Genomic DNA, 24,305 nt, shown 5'->3' on the forward strand with positions numbered 1-24,305 from the left:
CCTCTTCGCCTGTCTGGGAAGAGGAAATGCACTGAGAATTGGGCTGACTAGCGCCGCTTCTGCTCGCCGCGCACCACTTGCAGAATCGCCTCGCCGTATTTACTCAGGCGGGCTGGACCCATGCCCTTGATGCTGGCCAGATCGTCCTGGGTATAGGGAACCTGACGGGCAATCTCGGCCAGGGTAGCGTTGCTGGCCACAATAAAGCGGCTGATCTCCTGACGGCTGGCCTCGGCATTTCGCCAGTCACGCAGGCGGGCAAAGACAGTCGCCTGCTCTTCTGAGAGGTCAGCGGCGGGGTCGGGGCGCTGGGCCGCGTCTTGTACGGTCGGCAGATCCGGAGCCAGCGGCGTCAGGGGAGCGGCGTCACTGACTTCGGTGCGTTCTGGGTTGCTCTGTTCAGCAGGGCGGGAGTCTGGCTTTTTGCGGTTCTGGCCGTCCCTGCCCCTATTACGGGTGTTCTCCTGTGGAACTGGCGCGGCTGGTTGGTGTGTAGTGCTGGGCTGTGATGGAACCGGTGTCGGTCCGGACAAGTCTTCATTTGGGGTGGCCTGGGTAGATGACCGGGCCGGAGCCTCAAAGACAAAGCGGTCCAGGCTGGACTGCGGGGGCCGGGGCGGTTCAGAGCGCTCGGTCCGCTGAAAACGCCGGGTGTCCTGCTGGCGCTGGTCCTGGCGTCTGTGACCGCGTTGAGGGTCTAGCCGGGCTTCACGGGGCTGCTGTTCCCTGGTCTGCCCTTCCCGAGGCCGAGATTCCTGCTCGGTGGATGCTGGCGTCTGCAGTGCTGCCTCGTGAGGTTCGGACCTTCTCTCCTGGCGTGGCGTCGTTTGTTCCCTGGTGCGGCTCTGGTGCATTTCTCCGCGCAGCAGTTCACGCACCTGCCGGGCATCGGCCAGGCCAGGCGTGAGGATGACCCCACCCATGACGGCCCGCGCAGCAGGCAGTACGCCGCCCAGTGGGGCTGCTGTGGTGGCCGCAGCTTCGGGGGGGAGCAGCAGGGCCGTAGGTCCCAGCGGGAGAGCGCGGCCCTGCATCTGACCTTCAAGGCTGCTCACGGTTTGGGCCGCGCGGGCCAGTCGCAGGGGCAGGGTCGCCACGTCGCGCAGGGCCAGGGCCACCGTCAGGTCAGCGGCAGCAGGAGCGGCGGCGCGTGGGCGCTCGCCCAGGCCGAACAGCAGGGCCAGCTCCTCGGCAGCGAACCCGGTCAGGGTGGCCGCGTGGTGGTAGGTCAGCAGATCTGCGCCCAACTGTAACCACTGACCACCGGGGGCCAGCGTGGTGTCCACGATGACCCGCACTCCAGCCCGCTGGGCCCGCTGAATGTCTTCGGTTTGGGGCTCCAGCAGCCAGACCGCCCCTGCACCCTGCCAGTCCCCCTCCAAACCAGCGGCGGCCAACCCTGCTTCGGCCAGCAGGTTACGGCGCACGGGCAGGCGGGGGTCCAGCCGCAGCACTCCAGCCCCCAGGATGGACCGGAGCTGCTGGGCCAGGGCTTGTTCACCGGCCAGGGTCAGGCCCCAGTCGGCACCTTCCAAGTCGGCGAGGGCCTGCTCCAGCCGGGTGTGGGCATCACCGCGCTCGGTATGCAGCGAAATCAGGCGGGTGTCAGGGCGCGCCCGGCGCCCGGCACTGCTTGCCCCAGAAAGAGAATCAGCGTTCGTCATACCGCCTATTGTGCCGCAAGTGTAGCGGCAACGCGCAAAGCGACATGGTGTTACGCCGGTCCCAATGACGAGCCATGTGGTTCCGGCTGGTTGTCAGCGTGGCTTGGGCGGTGCTTCGCCGTCTTGCTCAGACTCGCGGCGCTTGCGGATGCGGTAGGTCAGCAGGTCGGCATACATGCGGGTGCGGTACACCATGCCCCTGACCAGACCGCGCTTTTTTTCCTTCAGCACCTGGCCCATATCCGGCAGTTCCACGTAGTCCCAGCGCAGCCCAGTGCGCTCCAGATGTTCGGTAATGGCAGGTTCGGGCCAGCGTTCTTGCTTCAGTCGGGGCACGCTCAGCAGCCACTCGCGGCGGCAGGCCCGCTGACCACTCAGCTGTGGGGTCAGGCGGTTGCCCCACTCCGACATGAACTTTCCCCCCTCAAACACCCCGATGGTCATGTCCAGTTCCCCGCGGATCACCGGGGCCGCCAGTCTGTGAAGGTGTTCAGGGGTCATGCCCGTCAGGTCTGCGTCCAACATGATGACCCATTCGGCCTGTGAGGCGTTCAGACCCGCGTAAAGTGCCGCCCCCTTGCCGCCGTTGGGTTGCAGGTCAACGACCCTGGCCCCGGCAGCCTGAGCGGCAGCGACCGTCAGGTCTGTGCTGCCATCCGACACCACCCAGACTTCTGGGGTGTACTGCAGGGCCGTCTGCGCCACACTGGCCACGGTGGCCGCCTCGTTGAATGCCGGAATAATGACGGCCACCGCAGGCTGACTAGGAGAGGACGGGGCTGGCTGACTCATGGTGCCGCCAGTCTAGTGTAATTGTGGCCTGGTGCAGGCTGATGCGGTTCCAGGCCCATCCGCTGTCTCCCAATTCTCATTCGGCACAGAGGCGTCATGGGCTTGCCCGAAGTCTTTGCCTGCGCAACCAGCGATTACACGAACTCAATCACGATATTTTTCTTCTTTCGGGTGACTTTTTTCCTGAAATTCTGATACAGCAGAATGGAACCTTTTCATTTTATGAAGGCATTTTCATATTCTCATTCTGAAAATGTAACTTGTACCAGGTTCATGGAAGCGTCTGACACGAAAAAATTGTGTGCATCGCCAATACAGAAGACTTGATTTTTCTGAAAAATGATGCCTGAGTACCGGTTCCATATTTGCGTTTCTCATAGAGACGGGCGACACTATAGAAACCATGAAGTCGCGCGCCCTGTTCCTTTCCACGCTGCTGGGCGGTGTCGGTTGGGCATCGGCACAGACCGATCCCTTCCAGCGCACCGCTCCCGTTTCTGTGTTACCGGTTCTGTCTGGCAGTGAAAGCGCGGGAGTTGCGCCGGCTGCCGAGTTGACCCTGGCCCAAGGTCAGACAAGCAGCACCCCCGCCACGCCCGCGACCACTTTCGGTGCCCCACGCAGCAGCGGGCAGCCGGGTGGAACGCGGGTGGTTTTTGATCTGCCGCAGGGCGCACGCTACGCCCTGGTTCCCAGCTACACTGGCCTGACGGTCCGCGTCGAAGGCGCTACGGTGCAGCCTGGTTCGCAGGGCGCGCTGGGAGAGGCCGTCACGTCCTACCGTGCTGGCGGTTCACAGGTCACACTGACCACCCCCTACCCGCTGAACGCCGTGAGTGGCTGGAAGGCCAGTGAGGCCACCATCGCTTCCGGTACCCGCGTGCTGATCCTGGACTTTGGCCCCGCCCTACAGGGGGGCGCCGCTGGCTCAGGCTTGCAGGCCATGCTGCCGGGTTCCGCCCCGGCGTCTTCTTCTATGGCTGCGGCGCAGACAGCTCCGCTGGCACTGGCCGCCGCTCCAATGGCGCGTGCCGGTGGCACTCAGGCGCTGGGCCGCAGCAACAGCCCCTATCAGTTGCCCGCTACTCCAGTGCGCCAGACCGAAGCGCCGCTGGTCGTCACCCCGCGCTACACCACGCCAGCTGCTGCACCTACGCCTGCTCCGGCCCCCGCAGCTGTAGCGCGCGCCGCCATCCCTGCCACTCCGGCCGAGGCGCCGGGTGACAGTGTCGTACATGCTGTACCTGAAGCCCTGCCGCCTGAACTGGCCAACGCCTCTGGGTACACCGATGCCTCGGACCTGAGTGGCCGTGTGCCGGGTCAGACGGGCAACAACACCCTGACCCAGCCACGCGTCGGCAAGAGCCCAGGGATGACCCGTGTGGTGGTGGACCTGCCACCAGGCGCGTCGTACCAGATCATGCCCCAGGGCAGTGGCCTGAATGTACAGATCAGTGGTGTGCGGGCCCAGGCAGGCGGCGAGAGCAGTGTCAGCCCTGAGCTGAAGTCCTGGGCCTACCGGGCTTCGGGCGGCGGCATCAGCCTGAGCCTGAGCACCGGAAGTGCAGCGACTGCGGCGCGTGGCTGGCGCGCCTTTTTCCTGCCCCCCAGTGACGGCAGCACGGACCGCTACCGTCTGGCTATTGACGTGGCTCCCGCACTTGCCAACCTGCGCCCCATTACCAACCCAGAGCGGAACCTGAGCCGCCTGGCCTCCTTGCCTTCCGGGGGCGGCCTGGCCTATGCCAGCGCGGTCAAGCCACGCGTGGTGCTGGACCCTGGACACGGCGGCAGCGATCCGGGTGCAGTGGGACAGATTCAGGAGAAGAAGCTGGTGTTGGATGTGGCCCTGCGGACCCGGCAGTTCCTGAACGCAGCGGGCATCGATGTGGTCATGACCCGTGACCGTGACGTCGCCCTGAACGCCAACAAGGCGACCGATCTGCGGATGCGCGCCAATATGGGTTCGGCCGGGCAGGCCTTCGTGAGCATCCATGCCAACGCCATGCCGGCTTCTACCGCCCTGCGCGGCTTCGGCATAGAAACCTGGTACAACGCCAACCACCGCCTGTCTCCTGCCTTCGCTACCATCATGCAGAAGAACATGGTAGACGCCAGTGGTGCCTTCTCACGCGGCATCAAGAACCAGCAGTCACTGGGTGTGTTGCGCACCAACCGCGTTCCGGCTGCCCTGGTAGAGGTCGGCTTCCTGAGCCACCCGGTCGATTCGATCAACCTGATGAACCAAAATTATGTGGACCGTGTTGCCCTCGGCATCGCCAAAGGCGTGCACGAATCCCTGCGCACTGGCGTCCATGCGGCACCTTCCGAAGTGGTGGGTCTGATGCCTACCGCTGTCACCGACTGAGCCCGAAGCAAATTCAAAGTGGCGCCGCTGAGGATAGAGCGGCGCCACTTTTCGCTTTCTGGTTGTGGGAGTGGTTCAGACAGGTTTGTGGGTTCCCTGGGGCAATGCCGGAACACTCAGGCCAAGTGAGATCAGGTTGGTCTCGGGCTGGCGCACAGCATGGAGCGGCTTGGCATACCAGGTCATGATCGGGCGGGCGTCCACAGCGAATTCGTAGCCCAGACGCTCCCAGAAGCGGGCTGCCGCCGGATTCTCGCCCAGAACCGAAGCCATCAGGCGGCGTGTCTCGGATGGTAGGCGGCTCTCCAGGTCCCACATGACGCGGCTGCCCAGGCCCGCACTGCGTTCGTCAGGACGCAGCAGCAGCAAATTGACCGTCACGTCTGCCGAATCGGGGTAGGCCACTTTCCAATCCAACACCCCGGCAGCGCGGTCATGATGCTCAATCAGCTCCACATGCCGTGAAGCGTCCATCAGGGCCAGGCCCAGCTCTGTTTCGACCTCGCTGATGGTGGGGATATCAGTGCCCAGCATTCGGAAATAGTCAGGCGACGCCTGATAAATCCGGTGTAGTGCCTGTGCGTCTCCCAAATGGGCTGATCTGATTCTCAAAATAAGCCTCCTTTGGCTGTTTTGCTCAGTCTGCGAGTGGTCGTCCCGGAAAGACCAGGGCCGCCTGCTGGAAAGCTGCTGAGCAGAGATGCATTCAGGATAACGCGGTGCCCTGGGACAAAATCATGACGAAGCTGTCGGTTTCCTAAATGGTGAAGTGTGATTTGAGGTGGTGTGATTGGGGTTGGTATCGCCCCGAAGGAGAGCTGCGTTTCTTCCCGGTCAGGGGCCATGCTCTAGGCTGATTCACGTGAGTGGGTTTTATGCCAATCGACTGAGCCGCCCTGGTGCGGTGCTGGCCCCGATGGCGGGCTACAGTGACGCGCCGATGCGTCAGCTGGCCGCCGAGCAGGGGGCTCTGTGGACCGTCAGCGAGATGATCAGCGCCCGGGGTCTACTGGAACATGACGGCCCTGACCTGACCCTGGGCCGCCCCTATCCCGGCGAGCAAAACCGGGTGGTGCAACTGTTCGGGGCTCTGCCGGAATTCCTGGCCCCGGCGGTACAGCGGGTCGAGGAGTGGTTTGCACCTGCCGCCATCGACCTGAACATGGGTTGCCCAGTGCCCAAGGTGCGCGGCAAGGGCGGAGCCTGTCTGCTGCAAACGCCTGAAGTCGCCTATGAACTGATCCGGGCCATGAAAAGTGCGACCAGCCTGGATGTCAGCGCCAAAATCCGTCTGGGCTGGGACGAGGACCGCAGCGTTGAGGTGGCGCAGGGTCTGGACGAAGCAGGGGTGGCGGTCATCAGCGTGCATGGGCGCACTTCAAAGCAGCGCTATACCGGAGAGGCCGACTGGGAGGCGATTGCCCGTGTGGCCGAAAGTGTGGACGTGCCCGTGATCGGCTCCGGGGACATCACCACGCTGGATAGGGCCCAGCAGCGCTCGCGCCTGGGCGTGGCAAGTGTGATGATTGGGCGCGGCGCAGTGGGCAATCCCTGGCTGTTCCGGGCGCTGGCCAGCGGGGACGGGCGCTACCCCAGCGCTGCTGTCCGTGCCCGCACCGCCCTGCGCCACGCCGAGTTGCAGGCCGAGTTCTACGGCGAGGACCGCTTTGGCGTGCGCTCAGTGAAACCACTGCGTAAGGTGTTGCCCAAATATCTGCCCGATCACCCGCAGCTGCGCGATGAACTGGTGAAGGTGCTGACGGTGGAGGATGTGGCGCGGGTGCTGGCCCCGCTGCTTCAGCAAGAGGAAGAACTGCCCACGCAGCCCTGAGCGGGTGGCTGTAGCAAGTCCTGGGCCTACGATACGTCGCTGTTCCTGAAGGGCGGCGGCTATACCGTTCCACTCCGTGCTGAAGTGCGCCGCGCCCTGGACCTGAAGCAAGGCGGGGACATGGTGACTTTGAGCCTCCGCTCAGGAAAAGCCGCCCGGACCGTCCAGCGGATGTCTGACCCAATGGCTACTGGGTAAAGTTTGGGGCATTCGGGCTTCACGAAGGCCATTTATCTCCTCCAGCAGTCACTTTTTGTCTACGTGAGCTGAGTCCGATCAAGATATGTTGGTCCATAGCCAGCCGCTAAGACCTAGCCGCATAGTCTTGACGAATACTGCATAAGGCTCTATAGTATTCAATATAACCGCTCCGAGTGAGCGGATTTTTTATTGCCAGCCCGCGCCAGCGCAGCCCAGAACCCAAAAGCCCCGCTGCCCCTCCCGTATACTGCTCCGTGTGCGTACCGTAACTGTCGGCACCCGTGGCAGCACGCTGGCCCTTTCGCAGACCCGCTGGGCCGTGGAGCGTCTCAAGGAGCAGTGGCCCGAAACCGACTTCCGTATCCAGACCATCGTCACTGGCGGCGACAAGAACCGCGCCAGCCTGCAAAGCATGGCCAAAGCCGGGGACAAGGGCTTCTGGATCAAGGAGATTCAAGAGGCGCTGCTCAGCAAAAGCATTGATATTGCGGTGCATTCGCTCAGGGACCTGCCCACCGAGCAGACTGAGGGACTGGAGATCGGCGCGATTCCCAAACGGGTGGACGCCCGCGACGTGCTGGTCGGGGCCGAAGGTTTCAAGGCGCTGGCTGATCTGCCCGAAGGAGCGCGGATCGGGACCAGCTCGGTGCGCCGCCGGGCTTTCCTCAAGGCGTTTCGCCGTGACCTGCAAATCATTCCGGTGCGCGGCAACATCGAAACGCGCATGGGCGCAGTGGCCACCGACGACTATGACGCCGTGATCCTGGCGGGTGCAGGCCTGATCCGCACCGATCAGCGCCACCGCGCCGATGAATTCGTCAGCTCCGATATCCTCCTGCCTGCGCCGGGGCAAGGCGCGCTGGCCCTCGAAGTCCGCGCCGACGACGATCTGATCAGTGAAGTGGTGTACGCCATCAACGACGCTGTGACCGACGACCGCGTGACCGCCGAGCGTGAATTTTTAGCAGGTCTGGGCGCGGGCTGCCTGGCTCCGGTGGGGGCCTTTGCCACCGTCAAGGGCGAGTTGCTGACCCTGGAAGGCTGGGTCGGTGCGGTGGACGGCTCTAAGGTGATCAAGGCGACAACGACAGGCGAGCGAGGCGAATGCGCCGACCTGGGTGCCGAACTGGCTGAGGACATGCTGGCCCAGGGAGCCCGCGCCCTGATTGAACTGGTACGGGAAGAGTAGGCCAGAGAAAATCCGAGGCGGCCAATGTGAGCCTCCGGCCCCTTACACTCCTGGTATGTCCTCCGTTGACACTGCCCCCAAACGCCTAACGGTCATCCATACCGGCGGAACCATCGCCAGTCGCCCGCAAGCCACGGGGGCGGCGGGCGTGATGCCGCAGGGCACCCCCAGCTTGCCAGAACTGCCCGGTGTGCAGGTGCGTGACCTGTCCCCATTCACGCTGCCCAGTCCGCACATCAAGCCCCGGCACATGCTGGAGCTGGCTCACCTGATAGAGGAGGTGGCCCCACAGTCGGACGGCATCGTAGTCACGCACGGCACCGACACGCTCGAAGAAACCGCCTACGCCCTGCACCTGCTGGTGGGCACCCAGATTCCTGTGGTTCTGACCGGATCCATGCGCCACATGGAGGAGGCTTCCTGGGACGGTCCCGGCAATCTGCTGGACGCGGCGGGTGTGGCCCTGCACCCAGCCACCCACGGGCGCGGGCCGCTGGTGGTCTTCGGTGGTGACATCTTTGATGCCCGCACTGTCACCAAGGTGCACAGCACGGCGGTAGACGCCTTCGGTGGGTATCCCGGCCCCATCGGGCGGATTGACCGACTGGAAGAGCAGGCGCATGTGCGCTACTTTGCCCGCCCGGAGGAGCGCCCGACCTACCAGCCAGCGGCGCTGGACGCCCGCGTGGACATCCTGTATGCCTACGCGGGCTGGGAAGGTGAGGGTTTCGCGGAGGCACTGGAGCGCTCGGACGGGTTGGTGATTGCCGCGCTGGGGGCGGGCAATCTACCTGCCGAACTGCTGCCACTGGTAGCCCAGGCCCGCGAGGTAGGCAAGCCAGTGGTGCTGGCCACCCGTACCGACGCTGGCGCAGTCATTCCGGCCTATGGGTACCCCGGCGGCGGAGCCACGCTCCAGGCCGCCGGGGGGGTGCCCGCCAGTTTTCTCAACGCCCACAAGGCGCGAATCCTGCTGCTGGTGTTGCTCAGCCTGGGTCGTTCTTCAGCCCAAATCGCTGCAGCATTTTGCTCACAAGGCCAGGACCGGTAGGGGTGGCCTGCGCGCTGGCAGGAGCGTCTTCCAACAGGTGGTCCATAGAGATATCCAGACCTTTACGGAGATCTTCGGGCAGGGCCTGCTCAAAGCGGAAGTCACTGATCGGATCACTGAACTGCTGCATCAGCAGGGAGCGGGCTTCTTCGCTGCTCCGCACTGGGCGGCCATTCAGAAACACGGCCTGAACCGGCAATTGTTGACGTGTAGGCACAAACGGGCCTCCTGGGCGAGGTTACGCAGCGCCAGAATGCCGGTGTGGGTTTTGACACTGGTCAGGACCTGACAAAAATTCTGATTGTGGAAGTTGCTGGTTAGGGTCATGGGCTCTCCTTGCAGACCATAGAGGCTACTGACTCGTTACTCGGGATCTCGCTTGTGGAACCGTTCCACACTGAGGCTTCATCCCCCCGAAAAACACAGCTGGCCTATATCTACCTTAAGTTGATAACAATCTTACTCATCAAGCCATCTCAATTCTGTGAGTCGTGCAACATAAAGAACTGCGTCAGGGCCGCACATAAGCAGGTGTTCCAACACCTACCGAAGTGTTTGTCAAAACTGTCGATCTGAAAACTTGTCTTACAAGAGGGGCAGTTGGTAGACACGACTGGCATTGTGGGTGGTCTGAGTTTCCAGGGCGGCAGGGTCCAAGCCACGCAGACCCGCCACAAAGTCCAGCGTGTGCCGCACATATCCGGGACGGTTGGGCTTGCCGCGCCTGGGCACTGGGGCCAGGAAAGGCGCATCGGTTTCCAGCAGCAGGCGCTCTAGGGGGACCACCTGGGCCGCCGCCTGAATGTCGGGGGCATTCTTGTAGGTCACGTTGCCCGCAAAGCCGAAGTAGCAGCCGCGTTCCAGGCCATAGGCCAGCAGGTCGGCATTCCCTGAGAAACAGTGCAAAATCAGCGTCACTTCCGGCCAGGCGGGCAGCACGTCCAGCAGTCCCGCCACTGCGCTGTCTTCGCCTTTCTTATCGCGTACATGGATGACCAGCGGTTTGTGTAAGCGTCCGGCCAGGTCCAGTTGCCACTCCAATGCCGACACTTGCGCCGCCCGCTGGGTATCGTCCCAGTAGTCGTCCAGTCCGCTCTCGCCAATGCCGACCACGCGGGGGTGCTCGGCCAGCCGCTCCAGCTCGGCGCGGGCCTGCGGGGTGTCCTCCTGCGTGGCGGTGGGGTGAATGCCCACCGTGGCCCAGACGTCTGGGAACTGCTCGGCCAGGGCCACGGCGCTGCGGGCATGTTCCGGTCCTGCGCCGATACAGACCATGCCGCTCAGGCCCAGCTCGCCGCGGGCAGAGGCGGGGTCATCCAGATAATCCAGGTGGCAGTGGGTATCAATCATGCCCGCTAGGGTAGTGCCTGACTGACAGCGCCGCGGTGTCCACTGTCCCTGCACCGGTACACCCAAGCGTGATCTGCCCTGTGCCAGCCGCCCTTAGGAAGTGTTAACCTGATCTGCAACCATTCCAGGGAGCACCCGCAATTTGTCCGATCTGTCCGCATCCTGTGAGATGCCCCGCCTGCCGCTGCGTGCCCGGGCGGTAAGCCCGTTCCGAGAGACGGCGATGGAGGCCCGTATGAACCGAGCAGCTCCGCTTTACGAAGGCAAGGCCAAAAAGGTTTTTGCCACCGAGAACCCCGCCGAGTACGTGGTGCAGTACAAAGACGACGCCACCGCCTTCAATGCCGAGAAGCGTGGCCAGTGGGAAGGCAAGGGCGCCGCGAACAACGCGATCACCGCTCACCTGTACCCCCTGCTGGAAGAGGCCGGGATTCCTACCCATTTCCTGGAGCGCCTCTCCGACACCGAGCAGCGCGTGAAGGCCGTCACGATCATTCCGGTGGAAGTGATTGTGCGCAATGTCGCCGCTGGCAGCTTCAGCAAGCGGCTGGGCGTTGAAGAAGGCGAGGCCCTGAGCCGCCCGGTGGTCGAATACTGCTACAAGTCCGACGCGCTGGGCGATCCGCTGATCAACTCCGATACCGCTGTGGCCCTGGGCTGGGCCAGCGAAGACGACCTGACCCGCATCCGCGAACTGGCGCTGAAGGTGCGTGACTTTCTGGTGCCGTACTTTGAGAAACGCGGCGTGACCCTGGTGGATTTCAAACTGGAATTCGGCAAGTTGCCGAGCGGTGAGATCGTGCTGGCCGACGAGATCAGCCCCGATACCTGCCGCTTCTGGGACGCAGAGACGGGCGAACGGCTGGACAAGGACCGCTTCCGCCGTGATCTGGGCGGCGAGGCCGAAGCCTACGCCGAGATGCTGCGGCGCGTGACCTCGCCTGTAGAAGGTTGAGGAGCAAGGTATATCTGTACGCCTTCTTTTTCTTCGACCCTCTGTGCTCAACCTTCAACTTCTTACGGAGTAAAAAATCATGCCCAATTACAACGCCAAAGTCTATGTCACCCTCAAGCCTTCTATCCTCGACCCGCAGGGCCGCACCGTGGAGCGCGCACTCTCGCACCTGGGCCAGAGCAATGTCAGCGGCGTGCGCGTGGGCAAGTACATCGAGCTGCACCTGACCGGCGAACGCGCCGAGGTGGAAGCCCAACTCGCAGACATGGCCCAGAACGTGCTGAGCAACCCCATCATGGAAGACGTGAAATGGGAAGTGGAGGAAGCGCCACAGTGAAAACCGCCGTCATCCAATTCCCCGGTTCCAACTGCGATACGGACGCGCTGGAAGCCGCCAAGCTGCTGCTGGACGAGGGCGCGCAGTTCGTCTGGCACACCGAAACCGAGCTGCCCGCCGGCACCGAGCTGGTATTCATCCCCGGTGGCTTCAGCTACGGCGACCACCTGCGCAGCGGCGCCATCGCGGCCCGCAGCCCCATCATGGGCGCCGTGAAGGCCCACGCCGAGGCGGGCGGCTATGTGCTGGGCGTGTGCAACGGCTTTCAGGTGCTGACCGAAAGTGGCCTGCTGCCGGGAGCGCTTAGCCGCAACCGCGACCTGCACTTTCACTGTGCGCCGGTTCACCTGACCGTGGAGAACGCGGACACTGTCTTCAGCCGCGCCTACCAGCGGGGCCAGGTTCTGGAAATCCCCATCGCGCACGGCGAGGGCAACTACTACGCCGACGCCGAAACCATCGGCCGCCTGGAAACCGAAGGCCGCGTGGTGTTCCGTTACAAGGACAACCCCAACGGCAGTCTCAACGACATCGCCGGCATCGTGAACGAAGGCGGCAACGTGCTGGGCATGATGCCCCACCCCGAACGGGCCGTGGAACTGCTGCTGGGCAGCGAGGACGGCAAAGGGGTGTTCGAGTCGCTGAAGCGGCTGTGAGCCGGGGAGGAGGTGGGGGATGTCCGGGCCACTGTTCCTGCTGGCCGCTGCGCTGATTCCAGGGGCCGCGCTGTGGATTCCGCTGCGGCATTACGGCCACACCCTGCCAGCGCCGCAGGTGAAACGCTGGCGCACCGCCCATCTGCTGCTCTGGCTCCTGCTGATTGCCCTGACGTTCTTGCCCTTTTCCCCGATGAACCTGCTGTTTGGCCTGCTGTACCGCCCACCGCCTTCCGGGTTCGACCCGCTGCACCTCGGCCTGTCGCTGATGCTGACGGCCCCGGCGCTGAGTGCGCTGGTGCTGCTGCCCCCCGGTTTGCTGCTGGCGGCCCGCGCAGCCCGCACCGCCCGTAGCACCCCATGACCCTACCCCCAGGAGCTGAATCCATGACCCAACCGACCTCCTCCCTCCGTTCCCAGGCCGCCACCTTCGGCCTGACCGAATCCGAATACGACATCCTCGTGGAGCGCATCGGGCGCGAACCCAACGCGCTGGAAGCCGCCATCGTGGGCGCGATGTGGTCCGAGCACTGCGGCTACAAGAACAGCCGTCCGCTCTTTGGGGCATTCCCCACCGAAGGCCCCCAGGTGCTGCAAGGCCCCGGCGAGAATGCCGGCGTGATTGATATCGGCGGGGGCTACGGCGTGGCCTTCAAGATGGAATCGCACAACCACCCCTCCGCCGTGGAACCCGTGCAGGGCGCGGCGACCGGCGTGGGCGGCATCCTGCGCGACATCTTCGCGATGGGGGCGCGGCCTTTCGCGGTGCTGGACAGCCTGCGCTTTGGCGACCCAGGCAGCCCCCGCACCCGCTTCCTGCTGAACGGCGTGGTGGACGGCATCTCGCACTACGGCAACGCGATCGGCGTGCCGACGGTGGGCGGCGAAACCATCTTCCACCCCAGCTACCAGGAGAACCCGCTGGTGAACGTGATGGCGCTGGGCCTGCTGCGGCACGAGGACCTGGCAACGGGCACGATGGGCGAGCCGGGCAACCAGATCATCTACGTCGGCTCCAAGACGGGCCGCGACGGCCTGGGCGGGGCCGTGTTCTCCAGCGCCGACCTGAGCGCCGCTTCGCAGGCCGACCGCCCCGCCGTGCAGGTGGGCGACCCCTTCATGGAAAAGCTGCTGCTGGAAGCCACCCTAGAAGCCATTCAGGCCGGCCTGGTGGCGGGCGTGCAGGACATGGGCGCGGCCGGACTGGTGTCCAGCACCTGTGAGATGGCCTACCGCGCCTCCCTGGGCATCACCATGAGGCTCGACGACGTGCCCACCCGCGAAACCGGCATGGTGCCGATGGAGCTGTGCCTGAGCGAGTCGCAGGAGCGCATGATTCTGGTGCCGGTGCCCGGCAAGGAGCAGGAGCTGTACGACCTGCTCGCCAAGTGGGAGCTGGACGTGGTGAACATCGGGCAGGTGGAGGACCACCAGAACTACCGCCTGCTGTGGGACGGCGAAGTCGTGTGCGACCTGCCGGTGGACCTGCTGAACGAGGCCCCCAGGTACACCCGTGAGGGCGTGGAGAACCCCGACATCGCCGCCAAGCGCGAGATGGACCTGAGCGGCGTGGAGATGCCTGCCGACCTCGGCGCCGTGCTGACCACGCTGCTCTCGCACCCCACCATCGCCAGCAAGCGGCCCATCTTCGAGCGCTACGACCATCAGGTGATGACGAATACCGTGGTGGTGCCGGGCGCCGCCGACGCCGCCGTGATGCGCGTGCGTGGCACCGGCATCGGCGTGGCCGCCACCTCCGACTGCAACCCGCGCTTCGTGTACCTCGACCCCTACACCGGGGCTGCCGCCGCTGTGGCCGAAGCGGCCCGCAACCTCGCCTGCGTGGGCGCGACCCCGCTGGCGATTACCGACAACCTCAATTTCGGTAACCCGCACGACCCCGGCGTGTACTACCAGCTCCAGCAGTCGGTGCAGGGCATCGCGGACGCCTGCCGCGCCCTAAACACCCCCGTCACCGGCGGCAACGTGAGCCTGTACAACCAGTATGCGGAGGGCGACCACAAAGTCGCCATTCACCCCACCCCGACCATCGGCATGGTGGGCGTGCTGCCGGATGTGGCGCAGCATGTGGGCATGCACCTTCCGCAGGGCGGCGCGTACAGCCTCTACCTGATCGGTGAGCAGGCGCAGGACATCGGGGCCAGTCAGTACCTCGAAACGGTGCATGGCTTGGAAGCGGGCCGTGTGCCTACGCTGGACCTGGAACTGCACGCGCGGGTCGTTGACGCCACCATCGCCCTGATCCGCGAGGGGCTGGCGGCAGCGGCGCACGACCCCAGCGAAGGCGGGCTGGCGGTGGCCCTGGCCGAAATGCTGCTGGGCGGCGAGCAGGGCGCGGGCATCACCCTGGACGCCCCCGCCGACATCCGCCCCGACGCGCTGCTGTTCGGTGAAGCCCACTCGCGCACCGTGGTCGCCGTACCGGTAGGCCGTGAGGGTGACGCCCAGGCCCGCTTGGAAGAACTGGGCGTGCCTTACGCCATGATCGGCCAGAGCAGCGCCGAGAGCGGGGGCCGCCTGAGCATCAGCCTGCCGAACCACGGCCTGAACCTGAATGTGGGCCTGGGCGAACTGCGTCAGGCGCACAGCGAACCGCTGCGGGAGATTCTGGGTTGAGTGAAAGCACCGCTGGCCTGGGGCTGACTCCTGTAGGGGAGATGCCTGCTGCCCCGCGCAGGCGGGAGCCGGGTGGGCGGTCTGCACCGCCCAAGTCCCAGGTCAGCTTGCATGTTTTGGCAGCGCCAGACCCGGCCCCCCGCCCCACGTCGCCCGCCGCTCAACTCCACAATCGGACGGCCCCTATTCCCGCTAAAGTCAGCGGTGGATCCCGCCCAGGGCAGGCGGTGAACTCTTACGCCGCGCCGCGCTTTATTCCCGGTTCCCGCCGGACGCACCGTCAACTTCAGTCTGACCACCCCATTGTTTCTCCCTCTGCCTGTGGGCGAGAGGGCCGGGATGAGGGGGCCGCCTACGGCTCCTGCACACGTCCCCATCTCAGGAGCCAAGCATGATTTTTGACCCCATCACCGATAAACCCCAAGACGAATGCGGCGTATTCGGCATCTACTCGCCGGAGCCGCAGGACCTGGCTTGGGTCACTTACCTGGGCCTGTTCGCGCTGCAACACCGCGGCCAGGAAGCCGCCGGCATCTGTGTCAGCAACGGCGACAAGCTGCACGTCGAAAAAGATCTGGGCCTGGTCACGCAGGTGTTCACCCCCGAGCGGATGGCCGACTTCAGCCTGCCCGACGCGCGGGTGGGCATCGGGCATGTGCGCTACTCCACCACCGGCTCTAACCTGCGCTTTAATGCCCAGCCGCTGAACACCCGCACCAACAAGGGCATTCTGGGCTTTGCGCACAACGGCAACTTCGTGAATGCGCTGGAAGTCCGCGCCGAGATGCTGGACGAAGGGGCGCTGTTTCAGACCACCAACGACAGCGAAGTGATGCTGAACCTGATCGCCCGCGAAAGCACCAAAGACCTGGTCGAAGCCGCCGCCCACGCCATGCAGCGGCTGCGGGGCGGTTACGCCTGCGTGCTGATGAGCCGCACCCAGCTGATCGGCTTCCGCGACCCCAACGGCGTGCGTCCGTTGGTGCTGGGGCAGCGCGAGGACGGCGCGTACGTGCTGGCCTCCGAGCCGTCGGCGCTGTACGCGGTGGGTGCGAAACTCATCCGCGACGTGCAGCCCGGTGAACTGGTCAGCATTGACGGGAACGGCCTGCACTCGCTGATGGTGGAACCGGCCCAGCCCACGCCCTGCTCGTTCGAGTGGATTTACTTTGCCCGCTCGGATTCCCAGCTGGACGGCGTGGATGTCCACGAAAGCCGCGTGCGGATGGGCGAGCAGCTGGCCCGCGAAAAGCCGGTGGAGGCCGACGTGGTCGTGCCGGTGCCCGACTCCGGCATCGGGGCCGCCATCGGTTACGCCCGCGAGAGCGGCATCCCCTTTGACTACGGCCTGTACAAGAACCCCTACGCGGGCCGCACCTTTATCGCGCCCACCCAGGAAGCCCGCGAGCTGAAGGTCAAGATGAAGCTGTCGCCCACCTCGGCCATTCACGGCAAGCGCGTGGTGCTGGTGGACGACTCCATCGTGCGCGGCACCACCAGCCGCCAGATCGTGAACCTGCTCCGCGAGGCGGGGGCCACCGAAGTTCACTTCCGCGTCAGCAGCCCCCCCATTACCCACCCGTGCTTTTACGGCATTGACACCGCTGCCCGCAAAGAACTGGTCGCCAGCACGCATAGCGTGGACGAAATCCGCGACCTGATCGGGGCCGACACCCTCGCCTTTATCAGCGAAGGTGGGCTGCGCGAAGCCATCGGGGGCCAGGGCCTGTGCGGGGCGTGCTTTACGGGCGAGTATCCTGCGGGCGTGCCGCTGCTGAATGACGTGGATAAGCTGGCGCTGGAGGGGTGAACACGACAGCGGCGTAACCGTTTGGCGGCGCGGCTGATGGCTTAGTTGGCTTGAGGCGTCAACCCTTATATCCAACGTCTCCATTCCCTTCACAGCCCCAAATGCATCCTCAGCTTCCCATCCACCTCTTCCATCAGATCATCCGGCACATGCCCCAGCCGCTTGATGAGGCGGCTGGCGTGGGCCGCCCGCATGGCTTCCACCTGCGCTTTGCTGTCATGGTCCAGCCCGGTGCGCTGGTTGGGCAGAATCACGTTGGTTACGTACACGCGCTCCACGTTGCTGGTGAGCGGGACCGTCATCAGCAGGTGTGCCCCGGCGTTGTTGGCGTTGTTGCTGACAATCACGCCAGGGTGAACCTGCGCCGCTTCGCCCTCGCGGCCATCGGGGCGGTAGTTGATCAGCCAGATGTCGCCGCGCCGAATCAGTTTCAAGGCTGCTCCAGGCCGTCCATATTGTTGGCGGGATAAAGCTCCAAGCCTTCAGCCTGAGCGTTGCCCAGGTCACGGTAAGCAGCTTCCAGTTCACTGGTCTGCAAGGCCCGAACCGCTTCGGCCAGGGCAGCGCTGCGGGTGTCCAGGCCATGCCGCTTCTGGTAGTCGTCCAAAAAGTGGCTCAGCTCCGGCGGCAGCGTGGCGCTGATTCGAGTGGCATAAGACATGCTATCTAGTATGCCATACTCCACCCCATGAACATCATTCTCGTCCGCCATGCCCAGTCGGCCAACAACCTGCTGTACGACGAGACCGGCAGCAGCGAAGGCCGCCACGCCGACCCGCCCCTGACCGAGCTGGGCCACACCCAGGCGGCGGCGCTGGCCGACTTTGCCCGGACCGATGCCACCTGGCAGGGGGTGACGCACCTGTACTGCAGCCTGACCCGCCGCGCCGTGCAGACGGCGGCCCCGCTGGCCGCTGCTTTGGGCCTGGGCGTGCAGGGGCTGGCGCTGGCTTACGAGGCGGGCGGGCTGTTCCAGCGGGACGCCGAGGGTGTACCGCAGCCGGTGCCGGGCCTGACCCACGCGGAGTTGCTGGCCGAAAGTCCGGCCCTGCGCTGGCCGCCGGAGTTGCCCCCCCAGCAGCCCTGGGCGGGCGGCTTTGAGGAACAGGACCATGCGGTGCTGGGAGCGCGGGCCGCGCAGGTGGTTGCGGGCCTGCGGGAAGCGCACGGCTCAGGCGATACGCTGGCGCTGGTCACGCACGGGTATTTCACCCAGTTCCTGCTGCGCGAGTTCATCGGTCATGGAACGGCTTATTTTCGACTGGTGAACACCTCCACCACGCTGCTCACCCTGCCTGCCCCAGACGCGCCCGAGGACTGGGGACCGCTGGTGGGCTGGGTGGGCCGCTTTGACCACCTGCGCCCGGAACAGGTGAGCCACTAGTGGTTCATCTCTAAGCATCGTCTCAACGCGGGCAAAGGGGCTGGGGCGCATACTCGGAAGACAGAGCCAACCAGCCCCGAAGTACACCAGGCTCTAGGAGACTGTTATGAAACTGAAAGCATCCACTTTGATGTACGCCCTCGGCTACGCTTCTATCGCTGTCAGCGCCTACCGTTATTTCGCAGGCGAGAGCAGTGACAACGAGCGCGACGGTCTGTTTGTGGGCCACTGGGCGCCCACCTTCTTTATTCTCGGTAAAGGCGCCGAGGACCGCGAAGTGCGCGGCCACCCCACCTGGTCGCTGGATTGGGAAAGCGGCCAAGACAAGTAAAGTCTCAGGCCCAACGAAAACCCCCGCAGCATTGGCGGGGGCTTTTTTTGGGACTGAGGGGCTGAACCAGGCCTGAGGTTCGCGGCCCGAGCCAGGCAGTTGCCCTGGCTGGCTGCGGCCCATGCTGTCGGTCTGACGAAGGCGCTTCACTTTCCGGTCCCCTGCGTGGAAGGGCCTCAAGTGAACTTCAGCGGCTGCCCTGACCGTGGCGGCCCACCTATAAGGGCTTATTCCTGGGGGACGGGTCGGCGCATCAGCAGATCCGTCTGGGCGTCACTGCCCACCATAAAAATGTGCTGCCCAAAGCGTTCAAAGCCCCAGCGCTCATAGAAGCGAATGGCGCGTCCATTGTGCTCCCACACGCCCAGCCAGACGCAATTCAGGCCATGGTCGCGGGCCACCTGCAGCGTCTGTTCCATCAGCTGCGCCGCCGCGCCAGTGCCCTGGCCCTGCGGCAGCACATAAATCCGCTGCAGTTCCAGCGCCTGTGGCAGATCCACCTCGTCACTGAATGAGCCGGGCAGGTTGAGCCGCAGATACCCCAGGTCATCGCCTGCGTCGTCGGTCAGCAGGTAATGCAAGCTGCCGGCGTGGGCCACCTCCTGCGCGATGCGGTCTGGGGCAAAGTTGGTGTCCAGAAACATCTGGAGGTCAGCCGGGTCGTTGCTCTCGGCAAAGGTGAGCGTAAAAGTTTCCCGTCCGATGGCGACCAGGCGGGAAATCGCTGGGGCGTCGTCTGGCTGCACACGGAGCAGGGGCATGGCTGGAATCTAGCAGACGGGACTGCCGGGAACGCTCGCTGCAAAAAGGCCGGAAAGCCCTGAAGCTCTCCGACCTCTGGCTCTGTGGCCCTCAGTACAGCGTCTGCAGATAATTGTGAATGGCTTCCAGCTGCGCGTCCTCGGCGGGGGCGCCGTCCAGCCCGGTATCGGCGAAGTGGGGCATGACGGTGGCCAGCTCGCGGCCATCCGGGGTCACACCGTGCAGCGTGGCCTGGGTGAACTCGGCCAGGGTCCAGCCCGCTGCGGTTTGCAGGTTGGGGCCGACGCCGCCTTCACCTGCCGCGCCGTGGCAGCCGCCGCAGTTGCCCACGAACAGTTGCTGACCATTGGCAGGCTGGGCGTCGGTTTCGGTCACGGCGGCCATACTGGCCCCAGCGCCGCGCCCCTCGGGAAAGGGCTGATTGGCGATGCCCTGGCCCAGGCTGTAGGCCAGCCAGCCCAGCTGAATGGTGAGGATGATACCGAGGAGCCACATGGCCACTTCGGCGGGTTTAAAGCCCTGGTGTTCGTCGTTCATAGCGTCTCCGTGGATGGGGAAGGTTGGGGGTCAGTTGCGCCACAGCTGCCAGCCGGGAGCGCCCTGCATGTTGGTGATCATCGGCAGCAAGACCGGCAGGTACACCAACAGCACGATAATCAGGCCCAGCACGCCCAGCGCCAGCAACGGCTCGGTCAGACGTACCAGTGGGCTGGCGCTGGCCAGGTCCTCACCCGCACCGCTGATGGCGGGGCTGTAGGGAATCGGCACGTTTTCGCCGTCCTGTACGGATTTGCTGAACACCATCTTGAAAAAGACATAGAAGAACATCAGGCCACCAATAAGCAGCAAGACGCCGCTTATGCCAGTCAGCAGCCTGGGAACGGCGACGTTCATGGCTTCGTACACTTCGGGCTGCGACACGGCGCTGACCTGGGCGCGGCGCGGCACACCCATCAGGCCCTGCCAGTGCATCCCCACGGCAAAGAGAATCATGCCCCAGAACCAGACCCACTGGCTCCAGCGGGCCAGGCGGGGGCTGGGCAGGGGTTTGCCCAGCAGGTGCGGAATCAGCCAGAAGCTGACGGCCATGAAGGTCATGGTGGTGGCCGTACCGACTGTGATGTGAAAGTGACCCGGAATCCAGGCGGTGTTGTGAACCACCGGCGCAAAGGCCTGCGAAGCGTTGACGATGCCACCTGCGCCGCCAGGAATAAAGCTGATCATGCTCAGCGTGATGCCCACAAAGACCGGGTTTTCCCAGGGCAAGCGGCGAATCCAGCCCACCACGCCGCCGCCGCCGCGTGCGCGGGCCGCGTCCTCCAGGGCCGCCGCCACGCTAAAGGCCGTCAGCAAACTGGGGATGGCCACCAGAAAGGTCAGGAACATGTGGATGATCTTCCAGGTGTTGTCGATGTTGGGGTTGGCAAATTGGTGGTGCAGGCCCACGCCCACGCCGTTCAGCAAAAACAGCACGAAAGCCAGCCGGGTCAGCGGCTCGGAGGCCAGCCGTCCGCCCGCGTGCCGGGGCAAGAAGGCGTACCAGGCGATGTAGGCGGGCAGCAGCCAGAAATACACGATGGCGTGGCCCGTCCACCAAAAGAGGGTCCGGGCGATGAGGGGGTCAATGGTGGCGGTGACCGGGCCGCCAGCGCGGGTCTGGAGCCAGGTCTGCACCGACCAGGGCACCAAAAACAGCAGTGCCTCGGCCACCAGCCCCAGTGAGGCGATGAACCACATCAGCCAGGTGGCCACACTCATGTGGGCGACCAGCGGTGTCACTCGGCCGGGGTTCTGCCGTTTCCATTGCAGCCAGGTGTAGACCACCTGGGCCAGCACGCCCCAGCTGGCGGCCACGAAGATACTGGCCCCGATATAAAACAGTGGCGTGCCCATCATGGGCGGGTAAAGGGTATACAGCACGGTGGCGTCGTTCAGCAGCAGCGCGGCGGCAGTCAGGACCAGGCCCAGTGTCATGACGATGTAGGTGCCCCAGGCAAATTTGGTGTTGATCCGCATGCCCAGGTCACGGACGGGCAGGTAAAGCATCCAGCCGCTGATAAAGAACTGCGTAAAGACCAGCGCGTTCAGGACGCCGTGCAGGGTCAGGCCCTGGTAGTAGGACTTGACCAGCAAGCGCAGCAGCTGGTTGTCGTAGACGTTGATTCCGGCGTAGTTCAGGGCCTGGAGGGGGCCGATCAGCACGCCGATCAGCAGCGCCACGAAAGCGGTGATGACATAAGCAGCGGTCACGCCTTTGAGGCTGGCCAGATAGGCGCGGTCAGTGACGGCGGGGGCTACGCGAGCCGGGGTGTTGTGAAGGTCGGCCCCGGCGGCGGCGGTCCCGGTATGAGGGTGGAGGGTGGTCACGGTGCGGTCTCCTGGGTTGCAGTCTGGGCGGTGGTCGCTGGGGCATTGACCGTCGGAACGTCGGTGCCTGCTGGCTCCACGATGATTTTGTTGATCATGTTGTGGTGGCCGATGCCGCAGTACTCGTAGCAGATGACGTTGTATTCGCCGGGCGTGTCAAAGCTGGACTTGAAGCTGGCCACCTGACCGGGCATCAGGTCCACGTTGATGTTGGTCCCGTGCACGTAGTAGCCGTGAACCACGTCCTGCGCGGTGACATGAAAGGTCACGTCGCGGCCTGCGGGCACCCGCAGAAACGGTGGATCAAAGGCAAAAGCCTTGGCGACCACGATGGCCTGATACGAGCCGTCGTCCTGGAGGTACAGCCCTGGCTTGCCGAAGGCGGTGGCCTGCAAGTTGGCCGGGTCCACGCGGCCATTGGTGACCCCGGCCAGGTGGTTGTGTCCGGCGGTGTTGTCCTGCGTCAGTGGGGAGGTTCCGCTGACCAGGCTGGCCATCACTCCCACAAACAGCACCAGCTGAATCAGCAGGCCGATCACCAGCCAGATGTTCTCGTAGATGCTCAGGCTGTGGTGTTCCAGCCGGGGCGCGGTGCGCAGAGGGCGGGTCATCTCAGGCCCTGCCTTGCTGCACGCCCAACACCAGCATCCACAGGAACACGATGTTCAGGAAAAGGAAGGCCACCACCGCGATGGTTCCAAGCGGCACCACTGGCCGAGTAGGGGAGCGCCCTACGGTGTCCTGGGAGAGTGCCGACGGCGGCGCGGTCTGCGGCTCCAGATATTTCTGCTCTGTACTCATGGGAACCTCCGAAAGAATGTGGCGGCAGCCGGAGCTGCTCGCACTGAATTTATCAAATTCTCAGGACTTTCACAGGACAATTTACTTCGTGCCTAACGCTATTTCAGATATTCTAGATGGCAAAACTTCAAGCAAATAAACAGTCTAAAATGAAGGCGTTACCAGAGCGTTACAGGCTATGGATGCATCGGTGGGTATGGGTTGCTCATCCCCCTGACGCTGGGGAGTTGCGGGTCTGTGGCGGCACGGCGGCCACGCGATTCGTCTCCTGGCCTGACGGTTCTATCCAGCATTCCCACCCGGCTTCCATATGGTCCTCAGGCGGGGGCGGCATACTGGAGGAGTGATGGGTCAGCGCCCGGTGTGGAAAGCTGCCGGAGTCCGCTGGACCGCCGGGTGGTTGGTGCTGGTTCTGTGGAGCGCGGGCCTGGCCCAGACCGCTGTGCAGCCGCGGGCAATCCCGGCCCTCCCGCCTCAGCAGCAGGTGCAGCCTGCTCCCGAAGTGTCGGCAGCGCAGCAGGCCTTTAGCGAGGTGGCGGCTCAGCTGCTGGGGGAGTACGGTGGTCTGTCAGCTGTTGACCGTCAGGCGCTGATCCGTGAGTACCAGGGGCGGCTGGACGCGGTCTGCCAGGCCCAGGGTCCACGCTGCGCTGCCGACACTGCCTATCCGGTGATTGAGGCACAGCTGACCGCGCTGGGCGACCCGCACACTTTCTTGCAGTGGCCGGACGAGTATCAGGAATTTCTGAGCAGTGCGCTGGGCGGGGACCGCGTGCAGTACGGTGTCAAGCTGGCCGATTTGGACGGTGAACGGCGACTGGTGACGGAAGTGATCCCAGGGAGCGCCGCCGCCCAGGCTGGACTGCGCCGGGGAGATGTGCTGCTGACGCTAAACGGTGTGGCCTACACCTATCGTGCGCTGACGGATGCGCGTGAGGCGAGTCAGGCCGTGCGACTGGGGGTGGATCGCCAGGGTCAGCGCCTGAGTGTGTCGCTGCAAGCGGCCCGCACCTCCGCCGCCGAGTTGCCCCGGCTGAGCTGGGTGGGCGAGCGGGGCCGCACAGCCCTGATCCGCATTCCCACTTTCCTGGCTGGGGGCCGGGTGGCGGTGGCCGTACACCGCCAGGTCGCCTGGGCACAGGCGCGTGGCGCGGACGGTGTGGTGGTCGACCTGCGTGGCAACGCGGGCGGCAGCCTGCTGGAGTGTGACCTTGCCGCCAGCGCCTTTGTGCCCCGCTTTGAGCGCGTGTCGCAGAGTGCGGACGGCCCGCAGCAGATGGTGGTGCAGGGCGGCCAGCGCCGGGACGATGCCCAACTGATCGGAGCGGTGCCCGCGCCGCAGCTGTGGCGTGGGCCACTGGCGGTGCTGGTGGACCAGAGCAGCGCTTCGTGTGCCGAGTTCTTCGCTTATGAGGTGCAGCGTGCTGGGGTGGGGCAGGTGGTCGGTGAAGCGACGGCGGGCGTCGGCAATACGGCCACCCGCGTCTATGCCGTGACCGGGGGTGCAGGTTTGCAGATGACCGTGCTGCACTACGCCAAGCCTGGTGGTGTGGCCTATCCGGTGCGGGTGCAGCCTGACCTGACCGTGCAGAGCGGTGAAGCCTTCCTTCGCGCACTGGCCCAGGGGCGCGACTTGACGCTGGAGGCCGGACTGCAGGCCCTCCGTAGCCAGCCGCGTCATGGACTGGCCAGCACCGACGCCGCCGTGGGTGAATAGAGGCTGCGCCCGGAACAGCCGTGGAGATGGTCGTATCTTCACGGCTGTTCTGCGAGTAGGGCGAGCAGGCACGGACGCGATGAGGCCCTAGCTCATGTTCTG

The 24,305-nt window shown here is 64.7% G+C and carries 25 protein-coding genes and 1 pseudogene; 14 read left to right on the forward strand and 12 right to left on the reverse strand.

All coding sequences use genetic code 11. The features are described from left to right. Positions 1-47: 47 nt before the first annotated feature. The gene (locus LMT64_RS10635) at positions 48-1,664 is read right to left on the reverse strand and encodes an HRDC domain-containing protein (protein WP_126352342.1); all 1,617 of its coding nucleotides are present in this window, start codon (positions 1,662-1,664) and stop codon (positions 48-50) included. Between the two features lie 93 nt (positions 1,665-1,757). Further along, complete coding sequence (locus LMT64_RS10640) at positions 1,758-2,456, reverse strand: glycosyltransferase family 2 protein (RefSeq protein WP_126352341.1); 699 nt, start codon at positions 2,454-2,456, stop codon at positions 1,758-1,760. A gap of 403 nt (positions 2,457-2,859) precedes the next feature. Here LMT64_RS10640 and LMT64_RS10645 point away from each other — a divergent pair, with 403 nt between their 5' ends. Next, positions 2,860-4,824 carry an N-acetylmuramoyl-L-alanine amidase family protein gene (locus LMT64_RS10645; RefSeq protein ID WP_126352340.1) on the forward strand — a complete coding sequence of 655 codons (1,965 nt, stop codon included), beginning with the start codon at positions 2,860-2,862 and terminating at the stop codon, positions 4,822-4,824. Between the two features lie 75 nt (positions 4,825-4,899). Here the strand turns inward: LMT64_RS10645 and LMT64_RS10650 are convergent, their stop codons facing one another. Beyond that, a complete protein-coding gene (locus LMT64_RS10650; RefSeq protein WP_229253227.1) occupies positions 4,900-5,415 on the reverse strand; it encodes a GNAT family N-acetyltransferase in 516 nt (171 codons plus the stop codon). A 271-nt stretch (positions 5,416-5,686) separates the two neighbouring features. On the opposite strand from LMT64_RS10650, the gene LMT64_RS10655 reads away from it, so the two are divergent. The 4 genes and pseudogenes from LMT64_RS10655 to LMT64_RS10665 all read left to right on the forward strand — a co-directional run bounded on the left by LMT64_RS10655 (position 5,687) and on the right by LMT64_RS10665 (position 9,096). Then, the gene (locus LMT64_RS10655) at positions 5,687-6,655 is read left to right on the forward strand and encodes a tRNA dihydrouridine synthase (RefSeq protein ID WP_229253228.1); all 969 of its coding nucleotides are present in this window, start codon (positions 5,687-5,689) and stop codon (positions 6,653-6,655) included. A 36-nt stretch (positions 6,656-6,691) separates the two neighbouring features. Then, positions 6,692-6,853 (forward strand): annotated as a pseudogene (locus LMT64_RS14285) (hypothetical protein); the annotation flags it as partial. Between the two features lie 259 nt (positions 6,854-7,112). Then, entirely contained in the window at positions 7,113-8,045 is a 933-nt protein-coding gene (gene hemC, locus LMT64_RS10660) for a hydroxymethylbilane synthase (protein WP_229253229.1), read from the forward strand. A 55-nt stretch (positions 8,046-8,100) separates the two neighbouring features. Continuing rightward, entirely contained in the window at positions 8,101-9,096 is a 996-nt protein-coding gene (locus tag LMT64_RS10665; protein WP_126352337.1) for an asparaginase, read from the forward strand. Here the strand turns inward: LMT64_RS10665 and LMT64_RS10670 are convergent. Together LMT64_RS10670 and LMT64_RS10675 are read right to left on the reverse strand one after the other, a co-directional pair. After that, on the reverse strand, positions 9,032-9,313 hold the full coding sequence (locus LMT64_RS10670) for a hypothetical protein (protein ID WP_126352336.1): 282 nt from the start codon (positions 9,311-9,313) through the stop codon (positions 9,032-9,034). The two genes, LMT64_RS10665 and LMT64_RS10670, sit on opposite strands and share 65 nt — an antisense overlap. A gap of 368 nt (positions 9,314-9,681) precedes the next feature. Next, on the reverse strand, positions 9,682-10,446 hold the full coding sequence (locus tag LMT64_RS10675; protein WP_126352335.1) for a TatD family hydrolase: 765 nt from the start codon (positions 10,444-10,446) through the stop codon (positions 9,682-9,684). Positions 10,447-10,681: 235 nt separating this feature from the next. Here LMT64_RS10675 and purC point away from each other — a divergent pair, with 235 nt between their 5' ends. The 6 genes from purC to purF all read left to right on the forward strand — a co-directional run bounded on the left by purC (position 10,682) and on the right by purF (position 16,841). Continuing rightward, complete coding sequence (purC, locus tag LMT64_RS10680; protein WP_126352334.1) at positions 10,682-11,401, forward strand: phosphoribosylaminoimidazolesuccinocarboxamide synthase; 720 nt, start codon at positions 10,682-10,684, stop codon at positions 11,399-11,401. Between the two features lie 79 nt (positions 11,402-11,480). Then, complete coding sequence (gene purS, locus LMT64_RS10685; RefSeq protein ID WP_126352333.1) at positions 11,481-11,738, forward strand: phosphoribosylformylglycinamidine synthase subunit PurS; 258 nt, start codon at positions 11,481-11,483, stop codon at positions 11,736-11,738. Next, positions 11,735-12,394 carry a phosphoribosylformylglycinamidine synthase subunit PurQ gene (gene purQ / locus LMT64_RS10690; RefSeq protein WP_126352332.1) on the forward strand — a complete coding sequence of 220 codons (660 nt, stop codon included), beginning with the start codon at positions 11,735-11,737 and terminating at the stop codon, positions 12,392-12,394. The genes purS and purQ overlap by 4 nt, the downstream gene beginning before the upstream one ends. A gap of 19 nt (positions 12,395-12,413) precedes the next feature. Further along, a complete protein-coding gene (locus LMT64_RS10695; protein WP_126352331.1) occupies positions 12,414-12,758 on the forward strand; it encodes a hypothetical protein in 345 nt (114 codons plus the stop codon). A 23-nt stretch (positions 12,759-12,781) separates the two neighbouring features. Beyond that, a complete protein-coding gene (gene purL / locus LMT64_RS10700) occupies positions 12,782-15,031 on the forward strand; it encodes a phosphoribosylformylglycinamidine synthase subunit PurL (protein WP_229253230.1) in 2,250 nt (749 codons plus the stop codon). 391 nt (positions 15,032-15,422) lie between these two features. Further along, positions 15,423-16,841, forward strand: a complete 1,419-nt coding sequence (gene purF, locus LMT64_RS10705) for an amidophosphoribosyltransferase (RefSeq protein WP_126352329.1) — start codon at positions 15,423-15,425, stop codon at positions 16,839-16,841. Positions 16,842-16,930: 89 nt separating this feature from the next. Here the strand turns inward: purF and LMT64_RS10710 are convergent, their stop codons facing one another. Together LMT64_RS10710 and LMT64_RS10715 are read right to left on the reverse strand one after the other, a co-directional pair. Beyond that, a complete protein-coding gene (locus tag LMT64_RS10710; protein WP_126352328.1) occupies positions 16,931-17,275 on the reverse strand; it encodes a type II toxin-antitoxin system PemK/MazF family toxin in 345 nt (114 codons plus the stop codon). Then, a complete protein-coding gene (locus tag LMT64_RS10715; RefSeq protein WP_126352327.1) occupies positions 17,272-17,502 on the reverse strand; it encodes a ribbon-helix-helix domain-containing protein in 231 nt (76 codons plus the stop codon). Before LMT64_RS10715 ends, LMT64_RS10710 begins: the two co-directional genes overlap by 4 nt. Before the next feature lie 27 nt (positions 17,503-17,529). On the opposite strand from LMT64_RS10715, the gene LMT64_RS10720 reads away from it, so the two are divergent. Continuing rightward, on the forward strand, positions 17,530-18,225 hold the full coding sequence (locus tag LMT64_RS10720) for a histidine phosphatase family protein (protein WP_126352326.1): 696 nt from the start codon (positions 17,530-17,532) through the stop codon (positions 18,223-18,225). 106 nt (positions 18,226-18,331) lie between these two features. Continuing rightward, on the forward strand, positions 18,332-18,556 hold the full coding sequence (locus tag LMT64_RS10725; RefSeq protein WP_126352325.1) for a hypothetical protein: 225 nt from the start codon (positions 18,332-18,334) through the stop codon (positions 18,554-18,556). Between the two features lie 227 nt (positions 18,557-18,783). On the opposite strand, the gene LMT64_RS10730 is transcribed toward LMT64_RS10725, so the two are convergent. The 5 genes from LMT64_RS10730 to LMT64_RS10750 all read right to left on the reverse strand — a co-directional run bounded on the left by LMT64_RS10730 (position 18,784) and on the right by LMT64_RS10750 (position 22,486). Further along, entirely contained in the window at positions 18,784-19,317 is a 534-nt protein-coding gene (locus LMT64_RS10730) for a GNAT family N-acetyltransferase (RefSeq protein WP_126352324.1), read from the reverse strand. A 91-nt stretch (positions 19,318-19,408) separates the two neighbouring features. Continuing rightward, a complete protein-coding gene (locus LMT64_RS10735) occupies positions 19,409-19,855 on the reverse strand; it encodes a c-type cytochrome (RefSeq protein WP_126352323.1) in 447 nt (148 codons plus the stop codon). A gap of 30 nt (positions 19,856-19,885) precedes the next feature. Then, positions 19,886-21,685 carry a cbb3-type cytochrome c oxidase subunit I gene (locus tag LMT64_RS10740; protein WP_126352322.1) on the reverse strand — a complete coding sequence of 600 codons (1,800 nt, stop codon included), beginning with the start codon at positions 21,683-21,685 and terminating at the stop codon, positions 19,886-19,888. After that, the gene (locus LMT64_RS10745) at positions 21,682-22,296 is read right to left on the reverse strand and encodes a cytochrome c oxidase subunit II (RefSeq protein WP_126352321.1); all 615 of its coding nucleotides are present in this window, start codon (positions 22,294-22,296) and stop codon (positions 21,682-21,684) included. The genes LMT64_RS10740 and LMT64_RS10745 overlap by 4 nt, the downstream gene beginning before the upstream one ends. A gap of 1 nt (position 22,297) precedes the next feature. Further along, a complete protein-coding gene (locus LMT64_RS10750; protein ID WP_126352320.1) occupies positions 22,298-22,486 on the reverse strand; it encodes a hypothetical protein in 189 nt (62 codons plus the stop codon). 346 nt (positions 22,487-22,832) lie between these two features. On the opposite strand from LMT64_RS10750, the gene LMT64_RS10755 reads away from it, so the two are divergent. Continuing rightward, a complete protein-coding gene (locus LMT64_RS10755; protein ID WP_126352356.1) occupies positions 22,833-24,203 on the forward strand; it encodes a S41 family peptidase in 1,371 nt (456 codons plus the stop codon). Positions 24,204-24,305: the final 102 nt, after the last annotated feature.

The sequence above is a fragment of the Deinococcus radiophilus genome (genome assembly GCF_020889625.1).
In the GTDB taxonomy this organism is placed as follows: domain Bacteria; phylum Deinococcota; class Deinococci; order Deinococcales; family Deinococcaceae; genus Deinococcus; species Deinococcus radiophilus.

Bases quoted from the DNA above. Each gene is read 5' to 3' on its own strand.
- LMT64_RS10635 (WP_126352342.1), bottom strand. From the start codon at position 1,664: ATGACGAACGCTGATTCTCTTTCTGGGGCAAGCAGTGCCGGGCGCCGG.
- LMT64_RS10640 (WP_126352341.1), bottom strand. From the start codon at position 2,456: ATGAGTCAGCCAGCCCCGTCCTCTCCTAGTCAGCCTGCGGTGGCCGTC.
- LMT64_RS10645 (WP_126352340.1), top strand. From the start codon at position 2,860: ATGAAGTCGCGCGCCCTGTTCCTTTCCACGCTGCTGGGCGGTGTCGGT.
- LMT64_RS10665 (WP_126352337.1), top strand. From the start codon at position 8,101: ATGTCCTCCGTTGACACTGCCCCCAAACGCCTAACGGTCATCCATACC.
- LMT64_RS10675 (WP_126352335.1), bottom strand. From the start codon at position 10,446: ATGATTGATACCCACTGCCACCTGGATTATCTGGATGACCCCGCCTCT.
- purC (WP_126352334.1), top strand. From the start codon at position 10,682: ATGAACCGAGCAGCTCCGCTTTACGAAGGCAAGGCCAAAAAGGTTTTT.
- purS (WP_126352333.1), top strand. From the start codon at position 11,481: ATGCCCAATTACAACGCCAAAGTCTATGTCACCCTCAAGCCTTCTATC.
- LMT64_RS10695 (WP_126352331.1), top strand. From the start codon at position 12,414: ATGTCCGGGCCACTGTTCCTGCTGGCCGCTGCGCTGATTCCAGGGGCC.
- purL (WP_229253230.1), top strand. From the start codon at position 12,782: ATGACCCAACCGACCTCCTCCCTCCGTTCCCAGGCCGCCACCTTCGGC.
- purF (WP_126352329.1), top strand. From the start codon at position 15,423: ATGATTTTTGACCCCATCACCGATAAACCCCAAGACGAATGCGGCGTA.
- LMT64_RS10715 (WP_126352327.1), bottom strand. From the start codon at position 17,502: ATGTCTTATGCCACTCGAATCAGCGCCACGCTGCCGCCGGAGCTGAGC.
- LMT64_RS10720 (WP_126352326.1), top strand. From the start codon at position 17,530: ATGAACATCATTCTCGTCCGCCATGCCCAGTCGGCCAACAACCTGCTG.
- LMT64_RS10725 (WP_126352325.1), top strand. From the start codon at position 18,332: ATGAAACTGAAAGCATCCACTTTGATGTACGCCCTCGGCTACGCTTCT.
- LMT64_RS10730 (WP_126352324.1), bottom strand. From the start codon at position 19,317: ATGCCCCTGCTCCGTGTGCAGCCAGACGACGCCCCAGCGATTTCCCGC.
- LMT64_RS10735 (WP_126352323.1), bottom strand. From the start codon at position 19,855: ATGAACGACGAACACCAGGGCTTTAAACCCGCCGAAGTGGCCATGTGG.
- LMT64_RS10745 (WP_126352321.1), bottom strand. From the start codon at position 22,296: ATGACCCGCCCTCTGCGCACCGCGCCCCGGCTGGAACACCACAGCCTG.
- LMT64_RS10750 (WP_126352320.1), bottom strand. From the start codon at position 22,486: ATGAGTACAGAGCAGAAATATCTGGAGCCGCAGACCGCGCCGCCGTCG.
- LMT64_RS10755 (WP_126352356.1), top strand. From the start codon at position 22,833: ATGGGTCAGCGCCCGGTGTGGAAAGCTGCCGGAGTCCGCTGGACCGCC.